Genomic DNA, 20,894 nt, shown 5'->3' with positions numbered 1-20,894 from the left:
TCACCAGTTGGCTAAAGCCACTGCCACGCGGTTTTCCAGCGCCTTCACCTGGGCGCCGCTGACCACGTAATTGTTGGTGATCATTGCAAACACCAACCGCTGCCCATGGGCGTCGGTGACGTAGCCGCTCAACGATGACACGCCGCCCATAGAGCCGGTCTTGGCGTGCAGGTTGTTTTGCGCTGGGGTGCCGCGCAAGCGGTAGCGCAAACTGCCACCGGTCATGCGGTCGCTGTTACCCGCAATCGGCAACGCGTTGTACCAGGCGTTGAACCACGGCTGTTTGTTGGCCGCCAACAGCAGGTCGGTCAGGGTTTGCGACGACACCAGGTTAAGCCGCGACAAGCCGGACCCATCGACCTGGTTCAGCGCTGCCGTATCCAAGCCCTGACGCTTGAGAAACCCGGCCACCGCCACCACGCCTGCCGCCGCCGTGCCGCTGTTGGTACTCTGGCGGCCCATGGCCTTCAACAGAGCTTCGGACATGTTGTTGTTCGACAGCTTGAGCAGCGGCGTGATCAACTCCTGCAACGGTGCCGACCGGTGTTCAGCCAACACATTCGCTGCCGCCGGGCTTGCACCACCGATCACCCGACGCCCCAACACCGTGATGCCCTGCTGCGCCAGCGCTTGCTCAAACAGGTTCGCCACCAATTGCGTCGGCTCCCACACACTGACCAATTGCTTGCTCTGCTTGCCCGGCGCGACCGCACCGCTGAGCTGCAACAGGTTGGTGCCGTGGCGGCGGTTGATCCCATAGGTGTTGCCCGGCCCACTGACCGCGCGATTGCTCAGTTGCAGGTAATCGGTGGGCGGGAAGATCTCGACGCCGACCGGCTGACCGACTCGCACTGGCGCCTTGGCAGTGACCAGCACAGTGCCCGCATCAAAATCCGCATTGGGTGACACGGTCAGCGCTGAAATTTGCGCGCCGTAGTAGGTGCTTTCATCATCGTGGGACCAGTCGACACCCAACCGCTCGGCGTCGAACCACGTGTCGTCGAACACCAGGTCGCCCTGCACTTGGCGAACGCCTTTGCTGGCCAGTTGTGCGGCCAAGGCCTGGTAATCGGCGAATTGCAGCGTCGGGTCGCCCAGGCCGCGCAGGTACAGGTTGCCCACCAGGCGCTCGCCTTGCTGCGTGCCGTTGGTTAGCAGTTGCGTCGCAAACTGGTAGTGCGGCCCCAGCACATCCATCGCCGCTGCCGTGGTCAGCAGTTTTAGATTGGAGGCGGGAACCAACCGCGTGCGCGGGTTGTGCTGATACAACGTGTTGCCACTGCGAGCATCACGCACCATCAGCGAAACCGTGGCGCCATGCAGTGCCGGGTCGGCCAGCAACTGGTCGAGGCTTTGCCCGGTGGCCGTCTTCGACGGTGAGGCGCAACCACTGAGCAACAGCCCAAAACCCAGCGCCATCGCACCGGCGTGTATCCATCGTCCCAACCGCATAACCCTGGCATTCCTGAATCTGAAAGAGTGCGCAGCTTGGTTAATTCACTGCGCTCAATCAAGTGCCAGGGTGGTGATGGAGAACGTATCGGCCTGAAATTGTGGATCGGCCTTAGGCTCGGCGGCGGGCAACACATAGTCCATCGCCGGAAGGTAAACCCGTTGGCGCTGGGCGTCGAACGCCATGTTGTAGGCCATCGGCAAGGTACTGACGGTGGCGGCCAAGGCGTAGTGATCGGCATCCTGCTGGTCGATCACCATCAGGTTGGCATCCACGCCGCTGGGGATCAGCAAGCGACGATGCTGCGCGTCGTAGGCCACGGCGTTGACGTCACGCCCAATCGGCAACTTGGCCTTCACTTCACCCGTCTCGCGATCCGCCACGATCAACACCGGATCGTCGCCCCGGCACGCGACAAACAAGCGCTGGCGCTCGACATCCTGGGCCAGCGCGCTGGGCTTGGGGCAGTCGGCGAATTGCCAGGTATCAAGCACGCCAAAGGTGCTGGCGGCATAGCGCGCCACCTTGCCTTCATCGCGCATCGGCAGGAAGAAACTGCCATCGCCCTTGAGCAACAACGGGTCGATTTTCTTCACCGCCAACTCATGGGCACCGGTGATGCGCTCCTGCTGGGGATCGAACTCAAACAACGTCGAACGATCCGCCCGCCGCCCGCTGACAATAATGACCTTACCGGTGGACGGCTCGTACACAGCGCTGTTGAGGTTGCTTTGCGCCACCGCAATACGTTTGAGCGGCTTGAGTGTGGATAACTGCACCACGCCCAGGCTGCCGTCGGTATTGAGCACGAACACCCGGTCCAATCCGGGCACAAACACCACGCCGTTGGCGCCCTCGGACTGGGCCACGGTCTTGACCGCTCGCTGGTGCTGCACATCAAACACTGTCAGGCCGTTTTCGCGACGGGCCACGAACAGGTAGGGCCGAGTCGGGTCGAGGCCGACAAAGCCCCAACTGTGACCGGAGCCGGGCAGCGTCATCCGATGTTCGCGGTGGTACGACGCCCCATCGGCCAGTGCCGAAGCGCTGATCAACAGGGCCAATAATGCACCGAGCTTTTTCATCAGAACTCCAAGGTGCTGGATACCGAGAATTGCCGAGCATCACCAATCGACACAAACAGGCGGCTGGCCGCCGAGGTGTAGTAAGTGCGGTCGAACATGTTCTTCACGTTGAGCTGGAACTTGACCTTCTGCCCGTCGATCTTGGTGTCATAGGTGGCAAATGCATCGGCCACGGTGTAGCCAGGCAAGTTGAAATCGTTGGCGGCATCGCCTGCGCGCTCACCGACGTAGCGGGCACCCGTGCCCACACGTAGTTGGTCGCCGCCGAAAATGCTGCCGAAGTCGTAGGCCACCGACAACGAGCCGGTGTGCTTGGCGACGTTTTGCAGGCGGTTGCCTTCAAGCGTCGGGTCCTTGTCCTTGGTGTCCAGGGCATCGGTGTAGGCGTAGCTGCCAATCACGCTCCACTGGTCGGTCAACTGGCCAGTGGCGTCCAGTTCCAGGCCGCGGGAACGCACCTGGCCAGCCAGGCTGTAGATGGTGCTGCCAGCCACTTCCGACGACACCAACACGTTGCGCTTGTCGATGTTGAACAACGCAGCACTGGCGGTGATACGCCCAGGAATGTCGAGCTTGGCCCCCAGTTCCCAGGATTTGGATTTCTCGGGCGTCAGGTCGCCGGTCAAGGTGCTGCCATCCGCCAGTGCAGCAATGGTGGAGTTGGGTTTGAATGACTCCGTGTAGCTGCCGTAGAACGACAATTCATCGGTGTAGCGATACACCAAGCCCGCACGCGGCACCCAGGCTTGGCCGTTACCGTTGGTGTTGGCTTTGAATGGCACGCCCTTGCCAGCGTACTGGTCATACATTTGGTAGCGCGCACCAGCGACGAAAATCCACTGGTCGGTGAGGTGAATCGCATCCTGGAAGAACAGCGAGTCGCTGCGCAGCAGGTCAGTCTGAGCGCTGTCGGCGGCGCTGACGGTGGTACCCGCGACTTCGTTGCCGTAGACCGGGTTGTTGTAGTTGAACGTGCTGCGCGAATTCTGGCGGATAAGTTCGGCGCGGTAGATCTTGCGGTATTCGTCATCCACGCCGAACACCAGGTCGTTCTGTAAGCCGAACACGTTGACCTTGCCTTCCAGACTGGCCGTGGTGAAGCGGTCGGTGGTGATCGCGCCTTTGGTGCCGTCCATCCTGCGGGTCAGGGTGCCGTTGGTATTCACCGCGCTCACGCGCACTTGGCTGGCGTCGTAGGTCTCGCGGTTCCAGCTGTAGCCGAAGTGGGCTTTCCAGTCGTCGTTCAGGTCGTGGTCGGCTTCGAAGCGGTACAGGTCGGAGCGGCCTTCCATATTGTTGAAGGGCTCATCCAGGCGCCGAGTGGACGGAATGTCCAGCGGGTGGTTGGACTTGTCGATGGCGGTGCCACGGTCGAACGGCGAGAGAAACTCGCGATGCTCGTAGGCGAACAGCAACTTGGTGCTGTCGCCGTACCAGGCCAGTGACGGCGCCACCAGCGTTTCGCGGTGGGTGCCAAAGTTGCGCCAGTAGTCTTCATCTTCATGGTCGACGATCAGCCGGTAAGCCAAGCCGCTGTCGCCAATCGGGCCGGTGGTGTCGAGGCTGCCGCCGCTGCCGTTCTTGCCGTCGCCAAAGGTGGAGCCGCGCACGGTCAGGGCGGTGGACTGCACCAGCTCGGGCTTTTTGCTGACGATATTGACCACACCGCCCGGGTCCTGGATGCCGTACAGCAACGACGACGGGCCCTTGAGCACTTCGACGCGCTCGGCGGTGGCGTTCAGCGCCCGGCCCTGCACCACGGGCATGCCGTCACGCATGATCGAACCGTTACGGTTGTCGCCAAAGCCGCGCAGCATCACCGCGTCCTGGGTGCTGGCCAACGTGTTGGCCTGGGTGATGCCGCTGATATTACCGAGGGCGTCATCCAGGTTGCGCGGGGTCTGGTCTCGCAGCACTTGGGCCGGGACGACGTTGACGGTTTGCGGGGTTTCCAGCAGCAGCGCCTTGGAGCGCATCACCGAACTGGTGGGTGGCGGCTGGTAGCTGGTGCTGTCCTGGGCCTGCTGGCCAACGCCGCTGATGGTGGTGGCGCCAAGGTTGACGGCGCCTTCGGTGGGCACCGGTTCCAGCGCCAGGGTGCGGGCATCGATCTGACGGAAGGTGAAGCCGGAGTTGCCGAGCAGGCGTTGCAAGGCCTGGGTCGCGCTCATCTGGCCGCTGACCGCCGGGGCACTGAGGCCGTAGGGCGCTTCATCGGTGTAGATCACGCTGATCCCGGTGACGCGGCTGAAATCGCTCAACGCCTGGGGCAGCGGTTTGGCTGCCAGGGCAAAGTTGAACTGGGCGCTTTGCTGCTCCTGTGCCTGAGCCACGCTCAAGGGCAGCAATGCCAACCCCGACACCGCCAATACCGAGGCTCCCAGCCACTGTTTAACCAAACCGCCCGCCGTCGACTTCATGCTGTGAGAACCCGTGTAGAAAACGCTGTTAATGCGAATAGATCGCAGTTTCAAGCACTACACGGATGGGCCGCAGGTTTACCTCACCTTAATTTGCAAAATATTTTGTTTATTGCGCCTGGATACGGAACCCCATGCGTGGGAAGTGCACGTGCACGGTGCCGGCGCGGTCGTCGATACGGCGCAGGATCAGTTCTTCACGCCCGGCAAACAGCAGTTCACCGGCGACCGGGTCGGTGCCGTAGTCGGTGGCGCTGATGGTCACTTGCTGGCCTGGGGTGAAGCCATTCAAGTCCTCGAACACTTCATCCGGCAGATTGGCCGGCGTGGCGTTGCGCGAGGTTTCCAGGGCCTGCTCGGCGCTCATCTGGGTGGAGGTGCCATGGCCGAAGCCCAGCACGCGGTCCAGCCAGGCGGCAACAGTCGGGTAAGCGTCCACCAACGGCGCGGTCACAGATGAGCCTTTGAGGAACCACAACGGGTGAGCCAGGGAGAAGTCGGCAATCGAAGGCTCGCCGAACAGGAAGTCCCCGGCTTGGTGCTTCAATTGCTGATCGATGCGGCTGACAATCGCGGGCCATTGGTGCAGGGCCTGGTCCAATTGCACACGCGTCGCCGTGCCGCCGCTGAACAGTTTGCCGCGGTCGGCCACCAGCACCTGGATCATCTCCGGTGGCACTTTGGCGAATTTCACCGCCAGGGATTCGGGCTGGAACACCAGCGCCACGGCATGGGAAAACACCACCGAGTCGGCCCAGGCGGCGAAGCCTTGGGTGACCAGCTCCAGGCCTTGGGGAAACAACGCCGGGGCGGCTTTTTCCTGCTCCAGGCGGCGGGCGATCAAGGCGGTGTCGCAGTAGATATCCGCGCCCACTTGCAGCACCGGAGTCTTGCGATAGCCGCCGGTGAGCGGGGTGAAATCCGGCTTGGGCATGACCGGCGGGATCAGCACCGAGTGCCAGGACACACCCTTGAAGCCCAGTAACAGGCGGGCCTTTTCCGCGAAAGGGGATTGCGGGTAGTGGTGAAGGATCAACTCAGACATGCCGGACTCCGCTCTAGAAGTGAACCGCTAGCTTAGCCTGCAACCTCCCGTTTGGGGGCGATGGGAACCCATCAGTCAAATCAATGAGCCACTCGCCGCCAGGCATTCCTTGGCGCTTTTCTTCAATTTCTTGATCAGCCGTTCCTGGCGCAGCGCCTCGCCCTTGCTCGCGCATTGCTCGGTGTACACCAGCGCCACGGCCGGACTGGACAGGAAAAACCGCGCGCCCTTGCCGCTCTGGTGAGAGGCAAAGCGGCGCACCGGGTCATTGCTGATGCCGCAGTACAGCGAGCCGTTGGCGGCGCGTACCAGGTAGACGAACCAGGGTTTGGGTTCAGAAGGATCAGTCACGGGTCGATTCGGCTAAAACACAGGAGCGCCAAGCTTATCAACGACTGGCCTGAAATGCCTTCAAACCACGCAGTGCCTGGGCGCGCACGGCGTTTTTGACGATCGGCGTCCAGCCCAGCAACAGGCCTTTGGTGCCCAGGGCCTGACGCGACCAGCGCCACAGGTCGAAGCTGTCGTGGTGCTCGCAGATCTTGCCGTCGCGAAACACGAAGCGCGCCTGGATATCGTTGACCACCGTGTTGCCAGTAGCGCTGAACAAGTAGGTGGCAACCCAATGCGCGCCGCCGCTGCGCTCATCACTGCGCACGTTGTCGAAGGTCAGGGAGAAGTCCTTGGCGCGGGTGGTGAGCATGCGCCACATATCGCCGGCATCGCGCCCGCGCAGTTCACCAAAGGCCGGGTCGCTGAACACCACGTCATCGGTGTAGCAGGCGGCCATGGCCTCGGCGTCCAGGCGCTGGAAGGCCTGGTAGAAATGGTTGATCAGGGCGGTGTGGGCATCACTCATGGGCAGGCTCCGGGCGCTATTGTTATCCGGTTTGCACGATAGTCTGCCCATGGGCGCAAAGCCATGCCCATTTACAGCATCAATGAGTCAGCTGTGATCAGAGGTAGACCACGTCCAGGCTGGCGCTACCGTCCAACGCAAACTCCTGGCCCACAGGCGGCAGGTACTGCATCCTGACGATCATGGTCTCGACCAGGATATCCAGGATCATGACTTGCAACGGCAGGGGCGCAACGTTACCCCCCGCGATCGATCCCAGCGCGCGCATGCCGTTGACTTGCCAAACCAGCCCCGGATGGGTGGCATCCGACCAGGCGGCACCATCGTTGGACTCAATCATCGGCCGGCCCACTCCGTCAGCCAGCGCGTTGGCCGTTTTCAGCAAGTACCAGCCCACCTTGGTATCACCATTGACCAGCCCCAGGCCGAAGTTGGGCTGGCCGATCGACTCCTCGCCGGAACTGCCCGCCCGATTGTCGTGGCTCTTGATGGCAATCAAGGTCGGCGCGCTGCAATCGACACGCAGCTGCAGGGTCGCAACCGGCAGCGCCGTCGGCTTGTTGTGGGGGTCCAGGTCTTTGCGCGATATCTTGCCGTGGTCTACCACGCCGGCATTGGACAATGCGGGCGTACACGCAGCGGGAGTGATGCGACCCTTGACGTTTACATCCACGCTGGAGGCGGCCATGGCGGGGCCCATAGCGGCAAGCGCCAGGGCGCTGACCATCAGAAATTGCTTCATGTACGGATACTCGTGGAGAGATCATGGCCAGGCGCCCACGGCGTCCGGCCCTTCATCGTTAGAGGTAGATGACATCCAGCGTTGCGCTGCCGTCGATGGGGATTTCCACGCCGACCGGCAAGAGCTTGCGGTGAGTGATCGTCGAGGCAACAACAACGTCCATCTTCATGCTCATCAGTGGCCGCGGCGCGGGGGCTACGGCGCTTGCACCATTGACCGTACGCATCCAGTTGGGCTGCCAGATGGTATTTTCCGGCGCATCGAGCCAGGTCTGGCCGTCCATGGACTCAATCAACAAAGCGGGCAATTCGTCAGCGGTGGCATGGGTCATCTTGAGGGTGTACCAGCCAATTTTCACATTGCCCGGCGCCAGGCCCAGGCCAAAATTGGGCAAGGCTGCGTCGTACTCCGCCGAGGTGCCTGCGCGGTTGTCCTGGCTCTTGACGGCTACCAATGTCGGCGCCTCACAACTGACCGACAGTTGCAGCCTGGCCACAGGCAACAGGGTGTTGCTTGAAGGTTTCAGATCACTGGCCGAGATTTTCCCGTAATCCACCGTCCCTCCGTTAGCCAACAACGGCATACACGCCGACGGTGTAATGCTGCCCTTGGCGCGAAGTTCCACGCTGGACGCAGCCAAGGCATGCCCTGCACTGGCAGCTGTAATAGCCGCCATCAAAGCCAATAACTTCTTCATTATGTAAGTGCTCGCAGGAGTGCGCTGTTATTGTTAAACACCCGGTACATCACTGCACCTGACCTTCACAATAAATACGACTCTATCTTTAGACTAGGGATTAACGCTCCAGCATTCCACCAAGCCAGAGCAAGCACTTACTTTATAGAGCCGCCATCAATCGCCCAATGCAAATATTACGAATACCCCCAACTAAGGCACCATCCCGATATCTCGCGCATAGGCAAATAAGTCCACATCGGTAGAAATACACAGCCGATTCATCGCCGTGCTCTTTTGTTTACTGATAGTTGAAATACTGCGATTGACCCGCGCCGCGATCTGGCTGACGGTCATGCCACTTGCCAGCATGCGCACCACCTCCTGTTCCTTGCCGGACAACGTGGGGGGCTGGGTCGGCTGCGAGCCACACACCTGGTCCAATTGCACACGCAGGCACTCACTGACAAATTGACGCCCCTGCACCACGGCCTTCAGCGCCAGGGGCAGCTCGCGGGCCGAAGCGCTCTTGGCGATAACGCCCCTGGCGCCGTGGGAGAAGGCTGTGCGCAGGGTCGCGATATTGGCAAACATGGTCACCAGGATCACGGGAACATCAGGGTACTGGCGGTTCAACAAACCCAATAACCCATACCCGTCAGCTTGATGATTTCCGGGCATAGCGAAGTCGGTCACGATCACATCGCAGGGCAGTTGCCGGACTAACTCAAGCAGTTGATCCGGACCATCAGCCTCACCCACTACTTTGCACTTTCCACTGGCTTCAATCACCACTCTCTGTCCCACGCGAACAATAGGGTGATCGTCAGCAATAATGATGCGAATCATCGGTCTTTCCATGATGGCAATTTGAGAGCGCAAAAATACCGCGATCATGCCCTTGCAACAACAGGAAATAACTCACCGACTTTGCGGCACACCCCACATTTAAAGAGCCACACACCACTTCCTACATAATTAAGAGAAATTACATACAGAAAAGTACTACATAACTAATGGATAAATTCCTTCAGAGATGTGCCAGATAATTCAGATAACGCTCAACCCCCCCACGGAACTCGTCCAACGCCGAACGGTTCATCGCTACTCCGGTTGATTGAACCTGCCTGATCAATTGCAATGCCCCGGCCTCCAGCCCAGTTTCCCCCAGGAACGCCACGCTCCCCACCAATCGATGCAGACACTGGGTGGCCATCCGGGCATCCCGCACCGCCTGCGCATGGGTCAGCACGGCCAAGTCGGCATAGGCCTCCTGGATCAGACTGAACACCATAGGCTCGACCACGTCCCACGAACCAAAGGCCTCGATCAGGCTGGCACGGCTGGGGAAAACAGTGCGGCTCGCCGAAATTGAACGGGGTTCCTCGTCGGTATTGGTCGCAGATTCCGGCTGAGACAGCCAGCAACGCAACACCTCGCGCAATTGCGCATACCCGATCGGCTTGACCAGCCAGCCGTCCATCCCGCACGCCAGGCATTGCCGAATCTCCTCGCGCCCAAGGCTGCCGGTGAGTCCAAGCACGATGATCGGCGTACGCTTTTCAGCCCGCTCCCGACGGCGCAGTTCGCGGGTCATGGTGTAGCCATCCATGACCGGCATGCGGCAATCACTGATGACCAGGTCGAAACGCTCGGCAGCCAGTGCCTGCAACGCTTGCTGCCCATCACGGCAACACCGGTGGGCCACGCCGAGTTTTTCCAGGAGTGAACCGAGCAGTAATCGATAGGTGTAATGGTCGTCCACCACAAGCACCCGAAGCTGTGACCAGGCGGCCTCAGGCAATGCTGCGGGCGGACCTTTGGGGGGAAAGTAGCCAGGCATAGTGCCCTCAATAGAGAGCGATCCGCTCACCCGAACTTTTCATCATTAAGACAACCGCCCGAATCCAAATGAATTGCATTTAGGCCGTAAAGAGCGGGAAAAATATCCGAACGCGTGATCGGTCGCGATACAACAACTACGACAACGCTACCTCTGGTTTTAAAAAACGCTGTTTTCTGACTAAACAACCCCCTTTTGTCATTGCCACCCTGTCATTCGTAATAGTTGCATTTCCGTCCTCCCCTCCCGGCGATAAATTCCCCCCCGCTTTCCCTGAAGCGGCGCGTGCCCTCCATTAACCAAAAGAACATGGGCAACTTCCCCGCGCCAATCTGTCCCCAAGACTTTGCATAGGAATACCCGCTGTGTTGAAAGACTCTCTCGCCGCCTTTACTGGCGCGCTGCTGATCGCCCACGGCGCGATGGCACTGGCAGCAAGTTCCGTGGATCTGTCGGTAAAGGGCATTATCACGCCAAGCGCCTGCGCCCCCAGCCTGAGTGACGGCGGGCAGGTGGACTACGGCAAGATCGCGGCCAAGGACCTGTCCGCCACCGGTACGACCCTACTGGCACCGGTCACCCTCAAACTGAAGGTCGAGTGCGAAGCCGATACGTTGTTTGCGCTCAACGGTCGGGACAACCGCCTGGGGTCTTCCTACTTTTCCGCCCTGTCCCACATATATGGCCTTGGCCTGGTGAACGGTAACGAGAAGTTGGGTGGCTATGGCATCGGCGTGTTCAACCCGGTAGCGGACGAACCAGTGCAGCCTCTGTTTTCCTTCGATAACGGCACGACCTGGCTGGTGAATTCTTCCGGCAGCTACATGGGTCATCCCTTTTGGAACGCCTTTGGCGACTCCCCCACGCCCAAAGCGCTGCGCAGCGTGAACGTCGACCTGCGCATCTCCACTGAAATCGCGCCCGTCGCAAACCTGACCCTGACAGAGGAAGTTCCACTGGACGGCTCAGCCACGCTGGACCTGATCTACCTGTAATGCCCTCCACCCCTCACTGACGCCACAAGGACCTGTGCCCATGGACAAACCAACCCTCGCCCTGCTGCTGGCGGCTTTTGCGCCCGCAGCCTTTGCCGCCAGCAGCGCCGACCTGAATGTTTTCGGCACGATCACCCCCAGCGCCTGCGCGCCCGTGCTATCGGATGGCGGCGTGATCGACCACGGCAAAATGACCTCCAAGGATCTGCAACCAGCAGCCCCCACACGGCTCGCTCCAGCAGAGATTCGCCTTGAAGTGCTGTGCGAGGGTGAGACCTTTTTTACGTTGACCACCGTGGACAACCGCGCGGGCACCTCCGCTATCAACCCGAGACACCACGGCCTGGGCCTGACCCCGGAAAAAGAAAAACTGGGCAGCGTGGCCTTCTCGCTGTTCGACCCGGTGGCCGATGACAATCCCGTCAAAGTCATCACGTCGAGCAATGGCGGAGCCAACTGGTCCGAGTCGATCTACCTGGGGCATGAAGCGCTGACGTCGTTCGCCGCCCTCGACGGCCCCAACACGCCCATCGCCCTGAAAACCCTGAACGCCCGCTTGCGCACCTTCGCCATCATCGTGCCCGCCACCGACCTGACGCTGCTCGATGAGGTGCCCATTGATGGCCAGGCCACGCTGCAACTCAAGTACTGGTAAGTCGCTGTTTATTCCATTCCCCCCTAGTTAGGAGCAACACCATGAAGACCCTCAACGCCCTGTTCGCCACCCTGCTGTTCACCGGCGCCAGCAGTGCTTTCGCCGCCTCCAGCGTGGACCTGACCGTGCGTGGGCTGATCACCCCGAGTGCCTGTGAGCCAAGCCTGCCCAGTGGTGGCAATGTCGATATCGGCAAGATTTCCGCCAAGGATCTCAAGGCCGACGACTTCACCAACCTTGGGGAACACAAGGTCACCCTGACCGTCACCTGTGACGCCGCGACCTTGATGGCGATCGAGCCCCAGGACAACCGTGCAGGTTCGAGCGCCGACGACATCCCTGTGCGCTTCGGCCTGGGCCTGATCAATGGCACTGAAAAACTCGGCTTCCTCGAAGCCTGGCTGTCCGCGCCTCTGGCCGACAGCGTCGAGAGCCGTGTCATCAGATCGTCGGACGGTGGCAACACTTGGGAACGCAATAGCAACTTCTCCACCGGCACCCTTCTTTCAGTGGCAGACAACACCACCCTGGCGCCGATTCCCGTGCAGGTGTTCAACGCCGACCTGAACCTCACGGCCACCATCGCCCCGGCCAGCAGCCTGACGCTGACGGAGGAAGTGCCCATCGATGGCTCCGTCACCCTGACCGTCAAATACCTGTAATGCAAAACGGGCGCAGCGCCCTGCCCTGCGCCCACCGTTGTTCTCACGGATGTCCCCACAACACGGTTCCAACACCAGCCCATGAACACGTTCTCACGCCGCTTGATAACGCTCTGTCTGTGCCTGACCGCTACCAACGCCCTGGGCGCCTCCTCGGTCGAAGTAACGTTGACCGGCAGCATCACGCCCAGCGCCTGCACGCCAACCCTGTCCCCCAGTGGCACGGTCGATCACGGGCGGGTCCCGGCCCGCTCACTCAATCAATACGAGTTCACCGAACTGCCCGCCCGGACGCTGGACATGAACGTGACCTGCAACCAACCGGTGCTGTTCGTGCTGGTGGGTGTGGATAACCGTGCCGACTCCTCCGTGGGGCCGGGTTTCTACTACGGCCTGGGCAACAACATCCACGCCCCGGCGGAGCGCCTGGGCTCGGTGGCCCTGGCCATTCGCGAAGCAATGGGCGACGGCCAGCGCGCCATCGTGCTGGCCTCCAGCAACAAGGGCCTGACCTGGTTTCCCGAAACCAACGCCTACCCGAATAACTACATGGGCTTTGCGCACCCCGGCACCCTGGTGCCGGACCCCCACAACGTGCTCACCGCCAAGCTGGAAATCAAAACGTCGATCAACGCCGCCGCCTACCTGACCCTCGACCAAGAGGTGCCGCTGGACGGCTCCATCGTGCTAGACCTGAGGTATCTGTAGTCATGTTCCCCTTCCCTTGCGCTGCCTTGATAACACGGGTGTTCAACCTGGTTCGCTACACCAGTCTTTACCTCGCCGCACTGGCCCTGACACTGTGGGGGCCAACCCTGGTGCTCGCCGACGGCATGGTGCCGGACACCTCGGTGGTGATCGTCCATGAAGCCGATGGCGAAGCCGCCGTGTCGGTGACCAACACCGATACCAAGCTCGCCCTGCTGCACGTCACCCTCGAAGACATTCCCGAAGACCCGGCGTCGTTGCTATTTGTCACGCCGCCGCTGACGCGGGTCGAGCCGGGCAAGAGCCAACTGATCCGCTTCATCCTGCAATCGCCCACGCCCCTGACCACCCAGCGCCTCAAGCGCGTGATTTTCGAGGGCATGCCCCAAGGCCGCGCCGCTGGCCAGGCCGGGCATGCGCGGGTGGGGGTGACGGTGCGCCAGAACCTGCCGGTGATCCTGCATCCAAAAGGCCTGGCACCGAATCGCACGCCGTGGACTGGCTTGGTCTGGAACCTGAAGAACCAGCAACTGAGCGTGAACAACCCAACCCCTTACGTGGTGCGACTGGCCCAGGAGCTGACGCTCCTGCCAGGCAAGGGCTCGGCGTTACTGCCGCGCACTTACGTGCTGCCGGGCGAGACGCTGACCGTCGCCGCCAGCCAGGCCCAGGCCAGCACCGTGCAGATGCAGCCGGCCACGGTCTACGGGTTCGCGGTAGCCCCGTACGAAGCACCGATCACCCTTTGATCGCAGCGTCGGCGGGAGCAATGCCGGCGCCCTGATAACGAAGTGGCCTCCCATTGAAGGCCACCGGGAGCTTGCCTCGCCAAAGGATCGGCGCGGGTCTGCCTCCACTTATTCGAGTACCCCTTGTGAGCACAGTTATGACTGATCGCGACGGCAATGCCGTGCCTGGGTTTTCATCGCCCTGCTCGCGCAGGCTGCTGGCGGGCCTGGCGCTGGCCGTGAGCACGGCGCTGCCAGCGAGTGACCCCCTGGCCGACGAACTGGCCGGTTCATTCGACCCGCAAACCTTGTCCCAGCGCGGCATCGACCCGCAACTGGCCAACCTGCTGCTGGAAGCGCCACGCTTCGCGGCCGGGCGCCACGCCCTCAATCTCAACGTGAACGGCCAACGGCGTGGCCGGGTGGATGTGGTGTTCGACGGGCAAGGCGCGCTGTGTTTCAACCAGCCGCTGCTGGACGCGGGCGACCTGCGCACCCCGGCCGATGAGGACGAGTGCCACGCCTTCCTCGACGCCTACCCGCAGACCGTGATCGAGCAAGACCCGGCCACCCTCAGCCTGTCGCTTGTAGTGCCCACCGAGGCGCTGCGCCCCGCCGTGCGCGACGTGTCCGGCTACCAGACCGGCGGTTTTGCCGGCTTGCTCAACTATGACCTGAGCGGCCTGTACAACGAGTACGGCGACGACACCAGCCGTTTCGGCTCGGCCAATACCGAGGTGGGCTTCAACGCCGGTGACTGGATCGTGCGCAGCCGCCAGGTACGCACCTGGCAAGACAAGGTGGCACGCACCACGCACCTGGACGCCTACGCCCAGCGCACCTTTGCCGAGCAACAAGCGGTGTTCCAGGCTGGGCAGATCAACCTGTACAACCCCGTGCTGGCCGGTACGCAGATCACCGGCGCCCAGGTGCTCACCGAAACCGCTCTGCAAGACCAGAACCAGGGCGCGACCATCACCGGCATCGCCAATAGCCCGGCGCAGGTGGAGATCCGCCAGAACGGCACGTTGATCCATTCCACGGTAGTGCCCGCCGGGCCGTTTTCCCTCACCGATGTGCGGCGCTTGAACAGCCGCTCCGATGTGGAAGTCACGGTCAAGGAAAGCAGCGGCGAAGAGCGCCGCTTCACTGTGCCGGCGGCCATGCTCGGCCTGGGTTTACCGGCGCCGGGCTACTCGGTGGCAGCCGGTCGGGTGCGCAAGATCGGCGCCGGTGAAGGCGCCGAGCCGTGGGTAGTCAGCGGTGGCTGGAGTGGCGCGCTGCACCCGCAGGTCAGCGTCGGCGGCGGCGCACTGGTGGCCGAAGATTACCGCGCGGTGGGCGCGAATGTTGGCTGGTTGCCGTGGCAAGACAGCCAGTTCCAGGTCTCCAGCCAAGTCGCCCAGGCCACGCGCACTGGCAACGAACGCGGGGTGCAAACCGACCTGTCGTGGTCGCAACGCCTGAGTGAACGCTGGGCGATCACCACCGCAGGTTCCTGGCGCACGCTGGGCTATCGCGACTTGGACGACTCCACCTACACCACCGATACCCGCGAGCAGCGCCGCGCCCGTTATCGCGACCAGCAAAGCGCCACCGCGTCCTGGTCGCACCCGATGCTCGGCGCGTTCAGTGCCGGGATCTCACGCTCGTCCTCGTTTACCGGTGACAGCAGCAGCCGCGCCTTGGCGTCATGGGGCACCAGCTTTGGGCGCGTGTCGGTGTCGGCGAGTGCCGAATGGCAAGTCGGCGGGCGCCAGCAAAGCGATGACAGTGTGTACCTGAACATCAGCGTGCCCCTGGGCGAGAACCGTCGCGGCCGTGCCTGGGCGCGCAATGCCGGTGGCGATCACCGCATCGGCGCCGGGGTCAGCGAGCAACTCAATGACCAGTTGAGCTACCAGGTCGGCGTGGAACGCGACAGCCGCGACCGTGAGGTGGAGTCGTCCGTCGGCGTCTCGGCGCTGCCGTACTACAGCCAATTGGACTTCAACTACACCCGCAACAATCAGGAGCGCTCCAGCTACCAGGGCGGCGCGCGCGGTGGCGTGGTGCTGCACGGCGATGGCCTGACGTTCTCGCCCTATCAGGTACGCGAGACCTTCGCCGTGATGTCGGTGGGCGACATGGCCGGCATCAAGGTCAACACCCCCAGCGGCCCGGTGTGGACCGACTGGCAAGGCCAGGCCGTGGTGCCGCAACTGAGCCCCTACGGGCGCAGCCCGGTGGAGGTACAAACCCGCTCGCTGCCGCGCAATGCCGACATCAGCAACGGTTTGGCGGTGCTGTCGGCCGGGCGTGGCGCGGTGGACAAAGTCGAGTTTGGCGTGGCCCTCACCCGCCGTGCGCTGCTCAACGTCACCACCGCAGACGGCCAGCCGTTGCCGCGTGGCGCGGCGGTCAGCACCGCCGACGGCGAGTTCGTGACCCTGGTGCAGGAAGGCAGCCAAGTGTTTTTGCCCGACGTGCTCGAGCGCCGCGAACTGTGGGTCAGCGTCCCCGGCCAACCCCGTTGCCGCCTGAATTACCAGTTGCCCGAACGCGGCGATCCCGAGGTGTATTTCGAAACCGCACCGGCGCGGTGCCAACCATGAGGAACCTCAGCATGGGCCTGAAACCAGCCTTGTTATCCGTGAGCCTGTTGCTGGGCGCGAACGCCTGGGGCATGGATGAATGCCAGTTGAACCTGAGCGAAACCCGCGTGGATTTCGGCTTGATAAACCGGGCCGTCGCGCAAGGATCAGCAGCAGAACACCGGCTGGGCGACCGACGCTTGAGCCTGAGCCTGAACTGTCCCAACCCGGCCGACCTGAGCCTGTTCTATCGCGGCTTGGCCGGGAGCGGCGAGCGCTTCCAGTTCACTCAACGCGGCAGCTACAGCCTGCAGGCCGGCGATGCCTTGCTTGATGGGCAGGCCGTGGAGTTGGGACTGTTGCCCGGCAGCGGCCAACCGCCTGTCAGCACCGGCGCTACGCTGGGCTGGCGCCCCGAGCACGGCATTGTGCCGATGCGCGCCGGCGTGCCGGTCAGCGGGCGCAGTCTGTCGCTGCAACTGGACGTCAGCGCCTGGGCCCGGGACGATGCCTTGCGGGTCAGCGATGCGGTCACCTGGGACACCAGCGGCGAATTCGACGCCATCCACACCGGCCGGTCACGGGAGTTGGCCCTGCAAGCCCGCTTCGCCCCAGCGGCCTGTACGCCGAGCCTGTCCAACGGCGGCACGGTGGCGTTCGGCAAGTTGTCGGTGATGGACCTGAGCCTCGACAAGGAAACCGCCCTGCCCGCTCGCCCCTTGGTGGTCAGCGTGGCGTGCGACGCGCCCACGGCATTCGCCCTACGCCTGCAAGACAACCGCCAGGGATCTGCCAGCGGTGCGGCTGACGAAACCACCTACGGCTTGGGCCTTGACGCTCAACAGCAAAAAATCGGGCGTTATCGGCTGATCTTCGATCCGCAGCGCACTACCGCCGACAGCTTCCCCCACCTGTATCGCACCGACTCCCCCACCGGCGCCCTGCCGTGGAGCAGCGCCAGTGCCAACCCACTGGCGATTGGCGCCAGCCGCTTCCTCGGTTTCAGCGCCAGTGCCGGCAGCACCAGCGGCCCCGAGGCGATTCAACAACTGAGCGCCACGGCGAGCCTGGAAGCAGTGATCGCCCCGTTGGGCACGCTGGACCTGGGCAGCGAAGTGCGCCTCGACGGCGCCGCCACCCTCGAACTCAACTACCTCTAGGAGCTTTTTTATGAAACCCATCCTGCTTGTCTTGGCGTTGCTGTGGGGCACCGCGCACGCCGCGTCCACCGTCGATCTGGCCGTGACTGGCCTGATCACGCCCATGGCCTGCACGCCGCTGCTCTCCAGCGGCGGGCTGGTGGACTTCGGCAAGATTTCGCGCAACGACCTCAACCTCACCAATGGCACGCGCCTGCCGCACAAGTACCTGACGCTGACCGTCACCTGCAACGCCCCCGGCCGCTTCGCCCTGCGCATGCGCGACAACCGTGACGGCACGGCCCACGTCAACAGCGAGATTTTCTACGGCCTGGGCCTGGACACCAGCGGCAACAAGATCGGCGTGTACTCGGTGAGCTTCGACCCCAGGCAAACCGTGGTCGACGACCTGGCCGTGGTGTACGGCACCGAATCCACCACCGGCGGCCTGGCGTGGCGCATGGCGAACCTCAACCCTATCGATGTGGGCTCGCGCAGCCTGCTCGGCTTTACCGATGTGGTCGGCAGCACCGCCGGCCCGTCGGCCATCCAGACGCTTACCAGCACCCTGAAGCTGGAAGCCACGATCAACGCCCGGCAGAACCTGGACCTCAGTGTGGAAACACCAATGGATGGGTCGGCCACGTTGGAAGTTGTGTACCTGTAACCCTTGTTTTCCCTAGTCCCCGTAACCCCTAGTAGGAGCAACACCATGAGCATCACCCGTAACCTTCTGCTCACCGCATTGCTGGCAAGCGCCGGCCATGCTGTCGCCGCGTCGAGTGTCGACGTGAGTATCAGAGGGTCGATTACCCCCAGTGCCTGCACGCCGGCCCTGTCCAATGGTGGCGTGGCGGATTTTGGCAAGATTGCCGCCAAGGACCTGCGGCCAGACCTGCCCACCTATCTGACTGGGATGTCCCTGGAGATGAGCGTGACTTGCGAAGCGGCAACGCTGCTTGCCATCGCCGCCCAGGACAACCGTGAAGGCACGGAGTCCAGCCTCGATTACTACAATTTCGGTCTGGGCCTGATCAATGGCAGTGAAAAACTGGGATACGCCATGCTGTACATGTCGGGCCCCATCGCCGACGGCGTGAATGTCAGAGCGATCGGCTCACAAGACAATGGCGCAACCTGGGGCCGGGAGAGTTCGTTTATGGACGACGGCCTGCTTTCAGTCGCGGATGCGACCACATTGGCCCCGCTACCGCTGCAAAGACTCACCGCTGCCCTGAAGATCAGTCCAGTCATCGCGCCCGCAAAAAACCTGACCTTGACCAACGAAGCCCCTATCGACGGATCGGTCACACTGACCGTCAGGTACCTGTAACGAAAGCTGAGTGCAGGGCAGTCCATTCGTGGCCTGCCTTGCGTTCACGGGAATCATCACTGCGAGCAGGAGCAATACCTTGAGCACCCCGCGTAACCTTTTGATCAGCGCATTGCTGGCAAGCGCCACAGGCGCCGAGGCAGCATCGACGGTCAACCTGGCCGTCAACGGCCTGATCGTCCCCAGCGCATGCACACCGACCCTGAGTCATGGCGGCGAAGTCGACTATGGCAAAGTCGCCGCACGGGACCTGAACCTCAACACCATCACTCCCCTGCCTTACGTGAAACTGCAACTGGCTGTCAATTGCGAGGCCGCCACCCTGTTTGCGCTCAAAGGGATCGACAATCGCCCAGGCACCACCTACGAAGCACGCAGTTTCGGCCTGGGCATTATCAACGGCACGGAGAAGGTCGGTGGTTACTACACGATCTTGAACAACGCCAGCGCCGACGGCCGGGCGTTGACGCCGATCGGGTCCAGCGATGGCGGCGCCACTTGGCAAGCCCCCACGGACGGCAACCTGTGGTGGTTCGCCTCTGACCTGGCAGCGTTCGGCAACAACGCCAGTGGTGCGGTGGCGCCGGTCCCTATCCAGACACTGAGCAGTGACCTGTTGGTCCGCGGCTACATCGGCGCCGCTGTGACCTTGACGCTGACCGAAGAGCAGCCCATCGACGGCGCGATGACGGCAGAAGTGTTTTACCTCTAGGCCTCACACCTTTTCGCTGACGACTGCAACATAAGCGGCCCGCCCGGCCCCCCAGCCGGCGACTATCGCGCCCAGGCCGATCACGCCGAACACCCAGCCGGTGGCACCCCAGCCACCGGTCCAGTCGTGCAACACTCCTACGGCCAACGGGCCCATGGAGGCCAGCGTGTAACCGATGCCCTGGGCCATGCCCGACAGGTTGGCGGCCACGTGGGAGTCGCGCGAGCGCAGCACGATCAGGGTCAGCGCCAGGCTGAACGTACCGCCCTGGCCCAATCCCAGCAGGATCGCCCAGCCCCACAAGCCTTCAAGCGGCGCGAACAGGCAGCCGAAGAGCCCGCCAAGGGTGAGCAACATCACCACTACGATGGCCAGGCGTTGGTCCTTGCCGCGCGTGGCCAGCCATGGCGCGGTCAGTGCGCTGAGCAATTGCACGATGATCGAACCGGACAGCAGCAAACCGGCTTCGGTCGCACTCAGCCCACGGCTGATCAGGATCGACGGTACCCAGCCGAACACGATGTAGGCCAGGGACGATTGCAGGCCCATGTACAGGGTGACTTGCCAGGCCAACGGATCGCGCAGCAAGCCCTTGACCCGATAGGCGACCTGATGGGCGCCGTGTTTCTGTCCGACCTGGGGCAGCCAGAACAACGCAGCGACCAGCGCGGGCAGAATCCAGAAGCCCAGGCCCAGGTTCCAGCTGCCACCGAAATAGTGACTCAGCGGCACCGTCGCGCCCGCCGCCAGCGCTGCGCCCAGGCACAGCGCCATGGTGTACACGCCGGTCATCGTCCCGGCCTGCCTGGCGAAATCACGCTTGACGATGCCGGGCAGCAACACACCGATGATGCCGATGCTCGCGCCCGCGATCAGGCTGCCGACGAACAACCCGACTTCACCGAATGAGCTGCGCAGGATGATACCCGCGGCCAGCGTCAACAAAATTCCCAGCACCACCCGCTCAGCGCCAAAGCGCCGCGCCAGGATCGGCGCCAACGGCGCGAACAGGCCCAGGCACAACACCGGCAAGGTGGTCAGCAAACCGGCCTTGGCCGCCGACAGTCCCAAAGTGGCCGACACCTCGTTGAGCAACGGCGACAGGCTCGACAGCGCCGGACGCAGGTTCATCGCCACCAGGACCAGTCCCATGATCAACAACCACGGGCGGCTGACCCGCGGCGGGCGGTGTTGCACCACCTCGTCATCGGCTTCTGCGTCGATCAGCAGTTCTTCAAGTTTGGTTTCAGAGGTCATTGATCAACT

General features: G+C 62.6%; 21 protein-coding genes. 10 read left to right on the top strand and 11 right to left on the bottom strand.

Going from position 1 to position 20,894, the window contains the following annotated elements:
• From dacB to HF257_RS10030, 10 genes are all read right to left on the bottom strand, one after another.
• A complete protein-coding gene (gene dacB, locus HF257_RS10075) occupies positions 1-1,452 on the bottom strand; it encodes a D-alanyl-D-alanine carboxypeptidase/D-alanyl-D-alanine endopeptidase (protein ID WP_185707777.1) in 1,452 nt (483 codons plus the stop codon).
• 54 nt (positions 1,453-1,506) lie between these two features.
• Positions 1,507-2,538, bottom strand: coding sequence for a YncE family protein (locus HF257_RS10070; protein ID WP_185707779.1), 1,032 nt, complete (start codon positions 2,536-2,538; stop codon positions 1,507-1,509).
• Positions 2,538-4,958, bottom strand: a complete 2,421-nt coding sequence (locus HF257_RS10065; protein ID WP_185707781.1) for a TonB-dependent siderophore receptor — start codon at positions 4,956-4,958, stop codon at positions 2,538-2,540. Before HF257_RS10065 ends, HF257_RS10070 begins: the two co-directional genes overlap by 1 nt.
• A gap of 109 nt (positions 4,959-5,067) precedes the next feature.
• Positions 5,068-6,003 (bottom strand): glutathione S-transferase family protein, encoded by a 936-nt coding sequence (locus tag HF257_RS10060; RefSeq protein ID WP_185707783.1) that lies wholly within the window; start codon positions 6,001-6,003, stop codon positions 5,068-5,070.
• A gap of 75 nt (positions 6,004-6,078) precedes the next feature.
• Positions 6,079-6,354, bottom strand: a complete 276-nt coding sequence (locus tag HF257_RS10055) for a GIY-YIG nuclease family protein (protein WP_016978233.1) — start codon at positions 6,352-6,354, stop codon at positions 6,079-6,081.
• A 37-nt stretch (positions 6,355-6,391) separates the two neighbouring features.
• Entirely contained in the window at positions 6,392-6,862 is a 471-nt protein-coding gene (locus HF257_RS10050) for a nuclear transport factor 2 family protein (protein WP_185707785.1), read from the bottom strand.
• A gap of 97 nt (positions 6,863-6,959) precedes the next feature.
• Positions 6,960-7,604 (bottom strand): DUF1120 domain-containing protein, encoded by a 645-nt coding sequence (locus HF257_RS10045; protein ID WP_185707788.1) that lies wholly within the window; start codon positions 7,602-7,604, stop codon positions 6,960-6,962.
• A 58-nt stretch (positions 7,605-7,662) separates the two neighbouring features.
• On the bottom strand, positions 7,663-8,301 hold the full coding sequence (locus HF257_RS10040) for a DUF1120 domain-containing protein (RefSeq protein WP_185707790.1): 639 nt from the start codon (positions 8,299-8,301) through the stop codon (positions 7,663-7,665).
• A gap of 192 nt (positions 8,302-8,493) precedes the next feature.
• Positions 8,494-9,129: a response regulator transcription factor gene (locus HF257_RS10035; protein WP_185707839.1), complete on the bottom strand. Its 636-nt coding sequence runs from the start codon at positions 9,127-9,129 to the stop codon at positions 8,494-8,496.
• Positions 9,130-9,310: 181 nt separating this feature from the next.
• A complete protein-coding gene (locus tag HF257_RS10030; RefSeq protein WP_185707792.1) occupies positions 9,311-10,123 on the bottom strand; it encodes a response regulator in 813 nt (270 codons plus the stop codon).
• Positions 10,124-10,488: 365 nt separating this feature from the next.
• Here HF257_RS10030 and HF257_RS10025 point away from each other — a divergent pair, with 365 nt between their 5' ends.
• The 10 genes from HF257_RS10025 (at position 10,489) to HF257_RS09980 (ending at position 19,628) form a co-directional block, all read left to right on the top strand.
• Complete coding sequence (locus HF257_RS10025; protein WP_332872221.1) at positions 10,489-11,118, top strand: DUF1120 domain-containing protein; 630 nt, start codon at positions 10,489-10,491, stop codon at positions 11,116-11,118.
• Between the two features lie 40 nt (positions 11,119-11,158).
• Positions 11,159-11,773, top strand: a complete 615-nt coding sequence (locus HF257_RS10020) for a DUF1120 domain-containing protein (RefSeq protein WP_185707794.1) — start codon at positions 11,159-11,161, stop codon at positions 11,771-11,773.
• 41 nt (positions 11,774-11,814) lie between these two features.
• Positions 11,815-12,435 carry a DUF1120 domain-containing protein gene (locus HF257_RS10015; protein WP_185707796.1) on the top strand — a complete coding sequence of 207 codons (621 nt, stop codon included), beginning with the start codon at positions 11,815-11,817 and terminating at the stop codon, positions 12,433-12,435.
• Between the two features lie 81 nt (positions 12,436-12,516).
• Positions 12,517-13,143 (top strand): DUF1120 domain-containing protein, encoded by a 627-nt coding sequence (locus HF257_RS10010; protein ID WP_185707798.1) that lies wholly within the window; start codon positions 12,517-12,519, stop codon positions 13,141-13,143.
• 38 nt (positions 13,144-13,181) lie between these two features.
• Positions 13,182-13,892: a fimbria/pilus chaperone family protein gene (locus HF257_RS10005; RefSeq protein WP_332872295.1), complete on the top strand. Its 711-nt coding sequence runs from the start codon at positions 13,182-13,184 to the stop codon at positions 13,890-13,892.
• 137 nt (positions 13,893-14,029) lie between these two features.
• Entirely contained in the window at positions 14,030-16,465 is a 2,436-nt protein-coding gene (locus HF257_RS10000; protein ID WP_198913576.1) for a fimbria/pilus outer membrane usher protein, read from the top strand.
• Positions 16,466-16,476: 11 nt separating this feature from the next.
• Positions 16,477-17,604 (top strand): DUF1120 domain-containing protein, encoded by a 1,128-nt coding sequence (locus tag HF257_RS09995; RefSeq protein ID WP_185707804.1) that lies wholly within the window; start codon positions 16,477-16,479, stop codon positions 17,602-17,604.
• Between the two features lie 10 nt (positions 17,605-17,614).
• Entirely contained in the window at positions 17,615-18,250 is a 636-nt protein-coding gene (locus tag HF257_RS09990) for a DUF1120 domain-containing protein (protein ID WP_185707806.1), read from the top strand.
• Positions 18,251-18,295: 45 nt separating this feature from the next.
• Complete coding sequence (locus HF257_RS09985) at positions 18,296-18,916, top strand: DUF1120 domain-containing protein (protein WP_185707808.1); 621 nt, start codon at positions 18,296-18,298, stop codon at positions 18,914-18,916.
• 79 nt (positions 18,917-18,995) lie between these two features.
• Complete coding sequence (locus HF257_RS09980) at positions 18,996-19,628, top strand: DUF1120 domain-containing protein (RefSeq protein WP_185707810.1); 633 nt, start codon at positions 18,996-18,998, stop codon at positions 19,626-19,628.
• A gap of 3 nt (positions 19,629-19,631) precedes the next feature.
• Here the strand turns inward: HF257_RS09980 and HF257_RS09975 are convergent, their stop codons facing one another.
• Positions 19,632-20,885, bottom strand: coding sequence for a CynX/NimT family MFS transporter (locus HF257_RS09975; protein WP_185707812.1), 1,254 nt, complete (start codon positions 20,883-20,885; stop codon positions 19,632-19,634).
• Positions 20,886-20,894: the final 9 nt, after the last annotated feature.

The organism is Pseudomonas cremoris, from assembly GCF_014230465.1.
Note: the sequence above shows the minus strand (reverse complement) of the source record. Positions and strands in the feature narration are given on the sequence as shown.

Coding starts and splice junctions, on each gene's coding strand:
- dacB (WP_185707777.1), bottom strand. CDS start 1,452: ATGCGGTTGGGACGATGGATACACGCCGGTGCGATGGCGCTGGGTTTT.
- HF257_RS10070 (WP_185707779.1), bottom strand. CDS start 2,538: ATGAAAAAGCTCGGTGCATTATTGGCCCTGTTGATCAGCGCTTCGGCA.
- HF257_RS10065 (WP_185707781.1), bottom strand. CDS start 4,958: ATGAAGTCGACGGCGGGCGGTTTGGTTAAACAGTGGCTGGGAGCCTCG.
- HF257_RS10060 (WP_185707783.1), bottom strand. CDS start 6,003: ATGTCTGAGTTGATCCTTCACCACTACCCGCAATCCCCTTTCGCGGAA.
- HF257_RS10050 (WP_185707785.1), bottom strand. CDS start 6,862: ATGAGTGATGCCCACACCGCCCTGATCAACCATTTCTACCAGGCCTTC.
- HF257_RS10045 (WP_185707788.1), bottom strand. CDS start 7,604: ATGAAGCAATTTCTGATGGTCAGCGCCCTGGCGCTTGCCGCTATGGGC.
- HF257_RS10040 (WP_185707790.1), bottom strand. CDS start 8,301: ATGAAGAAGTTATTGGCTTTGATGGCGGCTATTACAGCTGCCAGTGCA.
- HF257_RS10035 (WP_185707839.1), bottom strand. CDS start 9,129: ATGATTCGCATCATTATTGCTGACGATCACCCTATTGTTCGCGTGGGA.
- HF257_RS10030 (WP_185707792.1), bottom strand. CDS start 10,123: ATGCCTGGCTACTTTCCCCCCAAAGGTCCGCCCGCAGCATTGCCTGAG.
- HF257_RS10020 (WP_185707794.1), top strand. CDS start 11,159: ATGGACAAACCAACCCTCGCCCTGCTGCTGGCGGCTTTTGCGCCCGCA.
- HF257_RS10015 (WP_185707796.1), top strand. CDS start 11,815: ATGAAGACCCTCAACGCCCTGTTCGCCACCCTGCTGTTCACCGGCGCC.
- HF257_RS10010 (WP_185707798.1), top strand. CDS start 12,517: ATGAACACGTTCTCACGCCGCTTGATAACGCTCTGTCTGTGCCTGACC.
- HF257_RS10000 (WP_198913576.1), top strand. CDS start 14,030: ATGACTGATCGCGACGGCAATGCCGTGCCTGGGTTTTCATCGCCCTGC.
- HF257_RS09995 (WP_185707804.1), top strand. CDS start 16,477: ATGGGCCTGAAACCAGCCTTGTTATCCGTGAGCCTGTTGCTGGGCGCG.
- HF257_RS09990 (WP_185707806.1), top strand. CDS start 17,615: ATGAAACCCATCCTGCTTGTCTTGGCGTTGCTGTGGGGCACCGCGCAC.
- HF257_RS09985 (WP_185707808.1), top strand. CDS start 18,296: ATGAGCATCACCCGTAACCTTCTGCTCACCGCATTGCTGGCAAGCGCC.
- HF257_RS09975 (WP_185707812.1), bottom strand. CDS start 20,885: ATGACCTCTGAAACCAAACTTGAAGAACTGCTGATCGACGCAGAAGCC.